The following is a 12,755-nucleotide window of genomic DNA, read 5'->3' as shown; positions in this document are numbered from 1 at the left end:
TTGTTTACATGGTATAACTATGCTACTATATAAAGTAATTAAATCGAAAGAGAGGAGGTTTGGAATTGAATCGAATTTTCCGTAATACAGTCTTTTACATATTAATCTTCTTAGTTGTGATCGGTGTTGTTACATATTTCAATGGGCCAGAATCTCAAGTTAAGAAAGTAAGTTACGATACATTTTATACTAAGCTACAAAATGGAGATGTTAGCAGTTTAACATCTATCCAACCTAAAAATGGAGTGTACATAGTAAGAGGTCACTTTACAGATGTAAAAAAAGGCGAATCTTTCCAAACTCAAGTACCAATTAGTGACGAAACGACAAAAATAGTTAACAAAGCGGTTGCTGACTATAATATAAAGGCTAATTGGAATCCAGCTGAAACAACAAGTGCATGGGTGCAAATCTTCACTTCACTCATACCATTTGTTATTATTTTCATTCTATTCTTCTTCTTAATGAATCAAGCACAAGGTGGCGGAAGCCGTGTTATGAACTTTGGGAAGAGCAAAGCTCGTCTTTATAATGACGAGAAAAAGAAAGTGCGATTTAAAGATGTTGCAGGTGCAGATGAAGAGAAACAAGAACTTGTTGAAGTTGTAGAGTTCTTAAAGGATCCTCGTAAATTTGCTGAATTAGGTGCAAGAATACCTAAAGGGGTACTTTTAGTAGGACCTCCTGGAACAGGTAAAACATTATTAGCAAGAGCTGTTGCGGGAGAAGCTGGAGTTCCATTCTTCTCAATCAGTGGTTCTGATTTCGTTGAAATGTTTGTTGGGGTCGGTGCTTCTCGTGTTCGTGATTTATTCGAAAATGCGAAGAAAAACGCTCCATGTATCATATTTATAGATGAAATCGATGCTGTAGGTCGTCAACGTGGTGCAGGTTTAGGTGGAGGTCACGATGAGCGTGAACAAACATTAAACCAATTACTTGTTGAAATGGATGGTTTCGGTGCTAACGAAGGTATTATTATCATCGCTGCAACAAACCGTGCTGATGTATTAGACCCAGCGTTATTACGTCCTGGTCGTTTTGACCGACAAATAACTGTTGATCGACCTGATGTAATCGGACGTGAAGCGGTATTAAAAGTACATTCAAGAAATAAACCATTGTCTCCAGAGGTAGACTTAAAGGCTATCGCCCAAAGAACTCCTGGATTCTCTGGTGCAGATTTAGAAAATTTATTAAATGAAGCGGCATTAGTAGCTGCTCGTCGAGATAAAAAGAAAATCGATATGCTTGATATTGATGAAGCAACGGACCGTGTTATTGCGGGACCTGCTAAGAAAAATAAAGTCATATCGGAAAAAGAGCGTAAGATTGTTGCATTCCATGAAGCAGGCCATGTCGTTATAGGTCAAGTATTAGACGATGCTGAAGTAGTGCACAAAGTAACAATCGTACCTCGTGGTCAAGCTGGAGGTTATGCAGTAATGCTTCCAAAAGAGGATCGATACTTTATGACGAAACCAGAATTACTTGATAAAATTGCAGGTCTACTTGGTGGACGTGTAGCTGAAGAAGTAGTATTTGGTGAAGTAAGTACTGGAGCTCATAATGACTTCCAACGTGCGACAGGTATTGCTCGCCGAATGGTTACAGAGTTTGGTATGAGTGATAAATTAGGTCCACTTCAATTTGGTCAATCACAAGGTGGAAATGTATTCCTTGGTAGAGACTTTAATAATGAGCAAAATTACAGTGATAAGATTGCTTATGAAATCGATGTGGAAATCCAAACAATTATTAAAGAGTGTTATGCAAAAGCGACGGATATTATCAAGGAAAACCGCGATAAATTGGATCTGCTTGCAAACACATTATTAGAAGTTGAAACTTTAGATGCAAAAGGAATTAAGAGTCTTTGGGAACAAGGCACACTTCCACCATCTCCAACTTCAACAGATGATATTAAAGTTAACATCCTTACTAAAAAGGACGATGAACCAACTGAGCCAAAAATCACTGAATAAAAGTAGAGAGTGTCTTTTAGACACTCTTTCTTTTGTTTATAGACCATATTTATAGAGAAGCATCTATTTTTAAACTACTAACAAGTTGTGTTATCATTATTTTTATAGTGATTAAAAAATGTGATTGAAACAAAAAATATAAAATAAAAGGTTTATTTTCGAAATGGAGAGACGGTGGATTATATGTTATTTGTAATCGATGTAGGAAATACAAATACTGTTTTAGGTGTATATCAAGAAGATGAATTAATTCATCACTGGAGAATTGAGACAAATCGTTATAAAACAGAAGATGAGTATGGTATGGTCATCGGTTCCTTACTTGAATATGCTGGTATAGGGTTTGATGAGTTTCATGCAGTTATTATTTCATCGGTTGTCCCACCGATTATGTTCTCGCTGGAAAGAATGGCAACAAAATATTTTAAACAAAAGCCACTAATCGTTGGTCCTGGTATAAAAACAGGTCTAAACATAAAATATGATAACCCGAAAGAAGTGGGTGCAGACCGAATTGTTAATGCAGTAGCAGGAATTGCACAATACGGAAGTCCGCTAATCATAGTGGATTTCGGAACAGCTACTACATATTGTTATATAGATGAAAATAAAAATTACATTGGTGGAGCTATTGCACCAGGGATCAATATTTCTACTGAGGCACTATATACAAAGGCTTCTAAATTACCTCGTATTGAGCTTTCAAGACCATCTAATATTGTTGGTCGTACCACTGTTGAGGCAATGCAGGTTGGGATTTTATATGGTTATGTAGGTCAAGTTGAAGGAATCGTAAAACGAATGAAAGCTCAAGCAAAAGTAGAACCTACTGTTATAGCAACAGGTGGTCTTGCGGCATTAATATCAAAGGAATCGGATATCATTGATATTATGGACCCGTATTTAACATTAAAAGGTCTACATTTAATTTATAAACGAAATTCATAAAAAGGGGTACAACATGAAAGATTATTTAGTAAAAGCATTAGCTTTTAACGGTGAAGTCCGTGCATATAGTGTTAGATCAACGAATATCGTGAAGGAAGCTCAAGAACGTCATGATACTTGGTCAAATGCTTCTGCAGCTTTAGGACGAACACTAACAGCTGCTACAATGATGGGTGCAATGTTAAAGGGTGAAGAAAAATTAACATTGAAGGTTGAAGGAAATGGTCCACTTGGCCATATTTTAGTTGATAGTAATGCAAAAGGCGAAGTACGAGGATATGTAGCAAATCCACATGTTCAAACTGAGCTTAACAAACATGGCAAAATTGATGTTGCAAAAGCTGTTGGTACTGTAGGGACAGTTTCAGTTGTTAAGGATATTGGTATGAGAGAGCCATTTACTGGGTCAGTACCGATTGTATCTGGTGAGCTTGGAGAAGATTTTACTTATTATTTTGCTGTATCTGAACAAACTCCATCATCTGTAGGTGTAGGTGTATTAGTAAATCCGGATCATACAATTTTGGCAAGTGGTGGATTTATAATTCAAATTCTACCTGGTGCTAGCGAAGAGTGTATTACAAAAATTGAAAACCGCTTAAAAACAATTAAACCAGTTTCTAAATTAATCGAAGAAGGACTTTCCCCAGAAGAAATTCTATATGAAGTATTAGGTAAAGAAGAAGTTAAAGTTTTAGAGACGATGGATGTAAAATTCCAATGTCAATGCTCAAGAGAGAGAATTGAAGGTGCCCTTTTAAGTATAGGGAAACAAGAATTAGAATTAATTTTGGAAGAAGATGGAGAAGCAGAAGTGAAGTGTCATTTCTGTAATGAACCTTATCATTATTCTGGTGAACAATTAAAAGAATTAATAAATCAATTGTAGGTGATAAATGAAGGGATTTGTCGAACTTTCTTTTCATAATTTATGATGTAATTCATACAAGTTATGTATAGGAGAAAGTAATTGACAGATTCTTTTGTTTTTTACATAATGTATATTAAACAGGTCAATATACTAGGGATTAGGAGTGGTTGGAATGAAAGTTGCAAATTCAGTGTACGAATTAATCGGTAGAACTCCAATTGTAAAACTTAACAGATCAGTTGACGAGGACAGCGCGGAAGTTTACTTAAAGCTAGAATTTATGAATCCAGGTAGCAGTGTTAAAGATCGTATAGCTCTTGCTATGATTGAGGATTCAGAGAAAAAAGGATTAATAAAACCAGGTGATACAATTATTGAGCCTACTAGTGGGAATACTGGTATTGGTTTAGCAATGGTAGCGGCTGCTAAAGGGTATAAAACAATTCTAGTAATGCCGGAAACGATGAGTATCGAGAGACGCAATCTATTACGTGCATATGGCGCAGAATTAGTTTTAACTCCAGGGCCTGAGGGAATGGGCGGAGCAATTCGTAAAGCTGATGAATTAGCAAAAGAAAATGGCTACTTCGTTCCTCAACAATTTAAGAATACTGCAAACCCTGAAGTTCATCGCTTAACAACTGGTCCTGAAATTGTTGAACAAATGGGGGACCAACTTGATGCATTTATTTCAGGAGTAGGTACAGGAGGAACAATTTCTGGTGCTGGAGCTGTTTTAAAAGAAGCATATCCTGGAATTTCAATTGTAGCAGTTGAGCCTGTAGACTCTCCTGTTTTATCTGGAGGTAAACCAGGACCTCATAAAATCCAAGGTATTGGAGCAGGTTTTATTCCTGAAATTTTGAATACTGATATTTATGATGAAATTGTTCAAATCAAAAATGATGAGGCAATGGAGACGGCTAGAAAAGTGGCGAAAGAGGAAGGTTTACTAGTAGGTATTTCATCTGGAGCTGCAATAAGTGCTGCTATACAAGTTGCTAAAAAACTTGGAAAAGGTAAAAAAGTACTTGCAATCATTCCAAGTAATGGTGAACGTTATTTAAGTACTGCATTATACCAATTTGAGTAATATATTAAAAAAATTTTTAAAACCCCTTTGCTAGTTGCATAGGGGTTTTTTGTTTTTCCATAAAATGCTTTGATGTATACTTCCTATTTTTTGTGTAAAATGAAAAAAGAAGCGCTATCAGAGGGGGATATTCACTTGAATTATGAAATTTTTTCAAAAGTAATTAATTATACTGCACCTTTCTTTAATCACTTTGTAGAAACGGCAAAAGAGAAAAAGAATGCCGTACTTCTTGAAAGTGGTCGTGACGGGAGATATTCGATTATGGCATCAAATCCTGTTGCGAAGTTATATGGCAAAGATCAAACATTAACGGTTGAAGAAGGAATTGAAGGGAAATCTGAAAAAGTCGAGTATATAGGTAATCCAATCGACTTAGCAAAAGAGTATATTACTAAGTACGCAGTAAAAAAAAGAGACGAATTACCACCATTTCAAGGTGGTGCGATTGGCTATTTCACATATGACTGCAACCAGTATATTGAAGAGTTACCATCACTAGCTGAGGATGTCTATAACATTCCGGACGTTTATTTATTAATCTTCCACGAAGCGGTCATTTTTGATCATCAAGAAAAGCAATTATATTTTATTGTTATTGATGAGCTGGAAAATGAACAAATGGCAAATGAACGACTAGACTCTCTTGAAAAGTTATTTAGTAATGAATCGAAAAAAATAGATTTAGCTAGTCTAACTTCTACTGAAGTATTGGAAAAAACGATATACATGTCTGAGCAAAAGTTTACGGATGCTGTCGGGCAAGTAAAAGAGTATATCGGTGCAGGAGATGTATTCCAAGTGAATTTATCTGTACTGCAGTCAGAAACATTGGTTACGGATCCATTGTATATATATGAGCAGCTTAGAGATATCAATCCATCACCGTATATGTCGTATTTAGATTTTGAAGAATTTCAAATTGTTAGTTGTTCACCAGAATTATTAGTGGCAAAACGTGATCAAGAAGTATGGACAAGACCAATTGCTGGTACAAGATCTCGTGGGAAAACAATTGAAGAAGAGCAGCAACTAATGGAAGAATTACGTTCAAATGAAAAAGAACAAGCTGAGCATATTATGCTAGTTGATTTAGAACGTAATGATTTAGGAAGAGTATGTGATTACGGAACTGTTGAAGTAGATGAATTATTAGTTATTGAGAAGTACTCGCATGTAATGCATCTTGTTTCGAATGTAAGAGGTAAGCTGAAAAAGGATAAAGATTCATTTGATTTATTAAAGGCAGTATTTCCCGGGGGAACAATCACTGGAGCTCCAAAAATTCGTACGATGGAAATTATTGAAGAATTAGAGCCAACGAAACGAGGTATTTATACAGGTTCAGTCGGATGGATCAGCTTCACTGGGGATATGGAATTAAATATCACGATTCGAACGATGATTACAAAGGACAAACAAGCATTTGTACAAGCAGGTGCTGGTATTGTCATTGATTCAAATCCAAAACATGAGTATTTAGAAAGCCTAAAGAAAGCTCAAGCTTTATGGACAGCAAAGAAAATAAGTGAAGAAAAAGCTAAGTTGGGTGGTAATGTAAAATGATACTAATGATTGATAATTATGATTCGTTTACCTATAATCTGGTCCAATATTTAGGAGAATTAGGGGAAGAGCTAATTGTAAAACGAAATGATGAAATTACGCTAGAAGAAATTGAAGCATTAGCACCTTCTTATTTAATGATTTCACCTGGTCCTTGTACACCGAACGAAGCAGGGATTAGTTTAAAAGCAATTGAACACTTTGCTGGGAAAATTCCAATTTTAGGCGTATGTTTAGGCCACCAATCAATCGCTCAAGTATTCGGTGGAGATGTAGTACGTGCAGAACGTTTAATGCACGGAAAAACATCGGCGATTACACACGAAGGTTTAGGTTTGTTTCGTGATTTACCATCGCCAATTGACGTTACGCGATATCACTCTTTAATCGTTAAGAAAGAAACTTTTCCTGAAGACCTTCAAATAACAGCTTGGACAAATGAAGGAGAAATTATGGCTTTAAAACATAAGACATTACCGATCGAAGGAGTGCAATTTCACCCGGAATCAATTATGTCGCAATTCGGTAAAGAGATGCTTAGAAACTTTTTGCAACTATATAAACCTTCTAGGAGTACAGTATGAAAATATATTGTAATGGGGAATTCATGAACGATGATGAAGTGAAAATATCTCCTTATGATCACGGGTTTTTATATGGATTAGGAGTATTTGAAACATTTCGTATCTATAATGGACATCCATTTTTATTGTTTGATCACCTAAAGCGTTTAAGAAAGTCATTATTAAACTTGAATATTGAATGGAATTTGTCAAACGAGGAAGTTCAAACGATTTTGAGTAATTTGCTTGAACTAAACGGAATAGAGGATGCGTATATACGTTTAAATGTTTCAGCAGGTGAAGGAGAAATAGGTCTATACACCGGCACGTATACGAATCCAAATACAATCATTTTTATAAAGCCTATGCATGAAAGTAATGTTGTAGAGAAGGAAGGGGTAATCTTAAATACCCCTCGAAACTCTCCTGAAGGCAAAGAGCGTTTAAAGTCTCATCATTATTTAAATAATATTATTGGAAAAAAGGAGATTGGTAACTCTCCGAATATAGAGGGTATTTTCTTGAATAAAGATGGAATTCTTTCAGAAGGAATCGTTTCAAATCTATTCTTTATTAAACAAGAACGATTATTTACGCCACATGTTGATACAGGGATCTTGAATGGAATAACGAGACAGTTTGTCATCTATTGGTCCAAAATAAACGGGATATCAGTGGAGGAAGGTTTTTACGCAGAGCAAGAGTTGTTAGAAGCGGATGAAATATTTATTTCTAACTCAATCCAAGAAATCATTCCTGTCACTGTAATTGGTGAGCGTTTCTACAGCGTTAGCGAAAGTAGCATAATTAAGAAATTGCAAAAGGATTATCGATATTACAGTAGATCCTTATTAAGCATGAATGAAATGGAAAGAAGTGAACTAGGATGAGAAGAGCAACAAAACCTTTGATTTGTGGAAATTACTCATTAGCAATCCAAAATGAAACGATCGTTATGGGAATTTTAAATGTAACACCAGACTCGTTTTCTGATGGTGGTCGATACAATGAAATCGAATTAGCAGTTCAGCATGCAAAGAAGTTAATTGCAGATGGAGCAAAAATAATCGATATAGGTGGCGAATCAACTAGACCCGGAGCTGCTTTTGTTGATGAAGAGGAAGAATTAAGAAGAGTAGTACCGATTATTAAAGCTTTATCTAAAGAAATAGACGTTCCGATATCAATTGATACATATAAATCTGAAGTGGCTAAACAAGCTGTAGAAGCGGGAGCTACAATAATAAATGATGTTTGGGGAGCGAAGAAAGACCCTAAAATAGCTGAAGTGGCAGCGGCATACAATGTACCAATTTGTTTAATGCACAATCGAACAGACGAAAACTATTATAGCTTAATGAGTGATCTTGTCTGTGATTTAGTCGAAAGTATTAATATTGCAAAACGTGCAGGAGTAAAAGATGAAATGATTATCTTGGATCCTGGTGTAGGTTTTGCTAAATCGGCACAGCAGAACTTAGAAGTATTAAACCAAATGGAGCAAATCAAAGCATTGGATTATCCAGTGTTACTTGGTACTTCACGTAAAAGGTTTATAGGAGAGGTTCTTGGTACGGAAGTGCATGAACGAATGGAAGGTACAGGTGCTACAGTCTGTTTAGGCATAACAAAAGGTTGCGAAATTGTACGAGTACATGATGTATTAGCGATTTCTCGTATGACTAAAATGATGGATGCGATGTTAAAGATTGGAGTATAAAATGGATAAAATTTATGTAACAGGTATGAAATTCTATGGGTACCATGGCGTTTTTAAAGAGGAGAAAACATTAGGTCAACGATTTAACGTTGATTTAATTGTCGAATTAGATACAAAAAAAGCAGGAGAAACCGATGATTTGGCGTATTCAGTAAGTTACGCAGACTTATTTAAAACCTGTGAGGAAGTAGTTCAAGGTCAGTCGTATGATTTAGTTGAATCAGTGGCTGAAAAGGTAGCTAAACAAATATTAGTTACATATGATTTAATTCAACAATGTACTGTAAAAGTCATAAAGCCGGATCCACCAATACCGGGGCATTATGATTACGTAGCAGTTGAAATAACAAGAGGTCGCATATGAAAAATGAATCTTATTTAAGTTTAGGTACGAATATAGGCGATCGAGAAGGATTTCTTACAAAGGCTATTAAGGAATTAGAGAATCATTCTGATATTCAAGTAGAACATATTTCTTCTATATATGAAACGGACCCAGTTGGATACATAGACCAAGATCCATTTCTAAACCTCGTCATTAAAATTTCTACCAATTTGAAACCATTACAATTGCTTGAGGTTACACAAGGAATTGAACAAAGTCTTGGTAGAAAAAGGGAATTACGTTGGGGTCCAAGGACAATAGACCTTGACATTTTACTTTATAATCACGAGAATATAGAAGTTGAGCATCTAAGAATACCTCACCCTAGAATGTTTGAAAGAAGCTTTGTACTAATCCCTTTAAAAGAAATTAACGATTCAATTAAGATTGAAACTAAATTTTTAGAGGATAAAGGAGTTCGATTATGGAAGCTGAAAAGTGGGGGAGACGGATTAGGGCTTTTAGAAAATTAAAAGGTTATACCCAAGAAGGTTTTGCGGAAAATCTTGGCGTTTCTGTTTCAGTATTAGGGGAAGTTGAGCGAGGAAATCGTATGCCAACTGAACAGTTTTTACATGATTGTGCAAAGCAGTTAAAAGTAAGTGTAGAGGAATTATCAATATAGATTTTTAATGTATTGGAAGAAGGAGGATGGGATGTGCTAAAAATTGGTGACATCGAGATGAAAAATCCCGTCGTATTAGCGCCGATGGCGGGAGTTTGTAATTCAGCCTTCCGTCTAACAGTAAAAGAGTTTGGTGCAGGTTTAGTATGTGCAGAAATGGTAAGTGATAAAGCGATTCTTAACAATAACAAAAGGACGTTAGAGATGCTTTATATGGATGAACGAGAAAAGCCATTAAGCTTACAAATTTTTGGTGGCGAAAAATCTTCACTTGTTGAAGCTGCTAAGTACGTTGATGAAAACACGAATGCAGATATTATAGATATTAATATGGGGTGTCCCGTTCCAAAGATTACAAAAGTAGACGCTGGGGCTAAGTGGCTTTTAGACCCAAATAAGATTCATGAAATGGTCTATGCTGTAGCACAAAATGTTAGTAAGCCGGTTACAGTTAAAATGCGTCTTGGTTGGGACGACGATCACATTTACGTTGTAGAAAATGCAAAAGCAGTAGAAGCAGCGGGTGGAAAAGCTGTAGCTATCCACGGTCGCACTCGCTATCAAATGTATGAAGGAAAATCTGATTGGAGCTGGATTAAAGAAGTTAAAAATAATGTTTCGATTCCAGTAATCGGTAATGGTGATGTAGAGACTCCTCAGGATGCTAAACGTATGCTAGATGAAACTGGTTGCGACGGGGTAATGATTGGTCGCGCTGCATTAGGAAATCCATGGATGATTTATCGTACTGTTAAGTATTTGGAATCTGGTATATTAATGCCAGAACCAACCCCTCGTGAAAAAATTGATGTATGTTTATTGCATTTAGAACGATTAATTGAATTGAAAAATGAACATGTAGCTGTAATGGAAATGAGAAAACATGCAGCTTGGTATTTAAAAGGCTTGAAAGGTACTACGATATTACGCAGCCAAATTAACGAGGCTAGCACTCGTGCTCAAATGGTTGAGCTATTAACAACATACGTAAATGAAGTTGAAACAAAAATGAAAGCTGCCCAAGCTTTGTAAGTTTGACAGGTTTCGCTTGACAAAATATAATAAGTTATAGTAAACAAAACTGCCAGATCGAATTACTGGCAGTTTTTCTATTAAAATCATATTGTATTTAAATACTTAATGAATAATAACGTGGAGTTGAGAAAATGAGTCACGAAGAATTAAATGATCAAGCCCTAATACGTAGGGAAAAATTAAAAACACTTGAAGGAAAAGGTATCGACCCATTCGGTAAAAAATTTGTGCGCACGCATTCTTCAAATGATTTATTAGCACAATTTGACCAATTTTCTAAAGAAGAATTAGAAGAAAAAGCAATTGTTGTATCTTTTGCAGGTCGAGTAATGACTAAACGTGGAAAAGGTAAAGCTGGATTTGCACATGTTCAAGATTTAAATGGACAAGTTCAAATCTATGTGCGTAAAGATGCTGTAGGCGAAGAGCAATATGAAATCTTTGATATTACTGACTTAGGTGATATTGTTGGTGTTTCTGGTGTGGTATTTAAAACAAATGTTGGGGAATTATCTATTAAAGTTAAAGAATATACATTCCTATCAAAAGCATTATTACCACTTCCTGATAAATTCCATGGTCTACAAGATGTTGAACAACGCTACCGTCAAAGATATCTAGACTTAATGAATATGGATAGCCGTAAAACGTTTATTGCTCGCAGTAAAATTATCCAATCTATGAGACGTTATTTAGATAGCCAAGGTTACTTAGAAGTTGAAACACCTATGCTGCATGCAATTGCAGGTGGAGCTTCTGCAAGACCGTTTATCACACACCATAACGCGCTTGATATGGAATTATATATGCGTATTGCAATCGAGTTACACTTAAAACGACTAATTGTAGGTGGACTAGAGAAAGTTTACGAAATTGGTCGTGTATTCCGTAATGAAGGTATTTCTACTCGACATAACCCTGAGTTTACGATGATCGAATTATATGAAGCTTATGCTGATTATGCTGATATTATGGAACTAACTGAAAATCTAATTGCTCATATTGCAAAAGAAGTTTTAGGTACTACTACTATTCCTTACGGTGAATATACTGTAAATCTTGAGCCAAAGTGGACTAGACTTCATATGGTTGATGCGATTAAAGAAGCTTGTGGAGTAGATTTCTGGCCAGAGATGTCAGTTGAACAAGCAAGAGTATATGCTAAAGAACAAAATGTTGAAATTAATGAGAATATGTCTGTAGGGCATATTATTAATGAATTCTTTGAACAAAAAGTAGAAGAAACATTAATTCAACCAACTTTCATTTATGGTCACCCAGTTGAAATTTCACCGCTAGCGAAAAAGAACGCTGACGATCCACGTTTTACTGATCGTTTCGAGTTATTTATCGTAGCGCGTGAACATGCTAACGCATTTACTGAGTTAAATGATCCGATTGATCAAAAAGAACGCTTTGAAGCACAGCTTAAAGAACGTGAACTTGGTAACGATGAAGCTCATATGATGGATGATGATTACATCGAAGCATTAGAGCATGGTATGCCACCTACTGGAGGTCTTGGAATTGGTATTGATCGATTAGTTATGTTATTAACTAATTCTCCATCAATTCGTGACGTTCTATTGTTCCCGTTAATGAGACATAAATAAATAAGTTACAAAACTGGCTAAAAGAGTACATTTTAGCCAGTTTTTTTATGTTTGCATGTATCTTTTTAAAGGAATAAGGACATTATTTATTTATTGGAATCCGATATTAAATATCTGAATAAAAAGAATTTAATATTTGCTATTGTATTTTGTTTTTCTAGGTGTTATATTATTAAACGTTGTCACGTTAATACGAAACAACAACGAAAAAACTTTTTAAAAAAACATTGACAACATTCGAAAGAAAGTGTTAAGATGTTTAAGTCGCCTCAGAGCGACAAGGTGAACTTTGAAAACTAAACAAAACATGAAGTAAACGTCAATTATTAGTTTTTTTGAGCAATACAAGAT

Annotated in this window: 13 protein-coding genes; all 13 read left to right on the top strand. The window is 35.5% G+C overall.

Features of this window, described 5'->3' with window-relative positions:
• Positions 1–65: 65 nt before the first annotated feature.
• The 13 genes from ftsH (at position 66) to lysS (ending at position 12,404) form a co-directional block, all read left to right on the top strand.
• Complete coding sequence (gene ftsH, locus COC46_RS14925) at positions 66–1,985, top strand: ATP-dependent zinc metalloprotease FtsH (RefSeq protein WP_098810500.1); 1,920 nt, start codon at positions 66–68, stop codon at positions 1,983–1,985.
• A 183-nt stretch (positions 1,986–2,168) separates the two neighbouring features.
• Positions 2,169–2,933, top strand: a complete 765-nt coding sequence (locus tag COC46_RS14920; RefSeq protein ID WP_098810498.1) for a type III pantothenate kinase — start codon at positions 2,169–2,171, stop codon at positions 2,931–2,933.
• Between the two features lie 13 nt (positions 2,934–2,946).
• Complete coding sequence (gene hslO / locus COC46_RS14915; protein WP_098810497.1) at positions 2,947–3,822, top strand: Hsp33 family molecular chaperone HslO; 876 nt, start codon at positions 2,947–2,949, stop codon at positions 3,820–3,822.
• A 154-nt stretch (positions 3,823–3,976) separates the two neighbouring features.
• A complete protein-coding gene (cysK, locus tag COC46_RS14910) occupies positions 3,977–4,897 on the top strand; it encodes a cysteine synthase A (RefSeq protein ID WP_098810495.1) in 921 nt (306 codons plus the stop codon).
• A 135-nt stretch (positions 4,898–5,032) separates the two neighbouring features.
• Positions 5,033–6,463, top strand: a complete 1,431-nt coding sequence (locus COC46_RS14905) for an anthranilate synthase component I family protein (protein ID WP_369700059.1) — start codon at positions 5,033–5,035, stop codon at positions 6,461–6,463.
• Positions 6,460–7,047: an aminodeoxychorismate/anthranilate synthase component II gene (pabA, locus tag COC46_RS14900; RefSeq protein ID WP_098810494.1), complete on the top strand. Its 588-nt coding sequence runs from the start codon at positions 6,460–6,462 to the stop codon at positions 7,045–7,047. Before COC46_RS14905 ends, pabA begins: the two co-directional genes overlap by 4 nt.
• Positions 7,044–7,916 carry an aminodeoxychorismate lyase gene (pabC, locus tag COC46_RS14895; RefSeq protein WP_098810493.1) on the top strand — a complete coding sequence of 291 codons (873 nt, stop codon included), beginning with the start codon at positions 7,044–7,046 and terminating at the stop codon, positions 7,914–7,916. The genes pabA and pabC overlap by 4 nt, the downstream gene beginning before the upstream one ends.
• Entirely contained in the window at positions 7,913–8,746 is an 834-nt protein-coding gene (folP, locus tag COC46_RS14890) for a dihydropteroate synthase (RefSeq protein WP_098810492.1), read from the top strand. The genes pabC and folP overlap by 4 nt, the downstream gene beginning before the upstream one ends.
• A 1-nt stretch (position 8,747) precedes the next feature.
• Complete coding sequence (gene folB, locus COC46_RS14885; protein ID WP_098810491.1) at positions 8,748–9,110, top strand: dihydroneopterin aldolase; 363 nt, start codon at positions 8,748–8,750, stop codon at positions 9,108–9,110.
• Positions 9,107–9,604, top strand: a complete 498-nt coding sequence (gene folK / locus COC46_RS14880) for a 2-amino-4-hydroxy-6-hydroxymethyldihydropteridine diphosphokinase (protein WP_098810490.1) — start codon at positions 9,107–9,109, stop codon at positions 9,602–9,604. Before folB ends, folK begins: the two co-directional genes overlap by 4 nt.
• Positions 9,556–9,756, top strand: a complete 201-nt coding sequence (locus COC46_RS14875; protein WP_098810489.1) for a helix-turn-helix domain-containing protein — start codon at positions 9,556–9,558, stop codon at positions 9,754–9,756. The genes folK and COC46_RS14875 overlap by 49 nt, the downstream gene beginning before the upstream one ends.
• Before the next feature lie 33 nt (positions 9,757–9,789).
• Positions 9,790–10,788 carry a tRNA dihydrouridine synthase DusB gene (dusB, locus tag COC46_RS14870; protein WP_141550911.1) on the top strand — a complete coding sequence of 333 codons (999 nt, stop codon included), beginning with the start codon at positions 9,790–9,792 and terminating at the stop codon, positions 10,786–10,788.
• A 134-nt stretch (positions 10,789–10,922) separates the two neighbouring features.
• Positions 10,923–12,404, top strand: a complete 1,482-nt coding sequence (gene lysS / locus COC46_RS14865; protein ID WP_098810487.1) for a lysine--tRNA ligase — start codon at positions 10,923–10,925, stop codon at positions 12,402–12,404.
• The last annotated feature ends 351 nt before the right edge of the window (positions 12,405–12,755 follow it).

It is taken from the genome of Bacillus sp. AFS041924, assembly GCF_002577195.1.
GTDB lineage: Bacteria > Bacillota > Bacilli > Bacillales > Bacillaceae_G > Gottfriedia.
The sequence above is the reverse complement of the archived record's forward strand: the minus strand, read 5'-3'. Positions and strand labels throughout refer to the sequence as shown.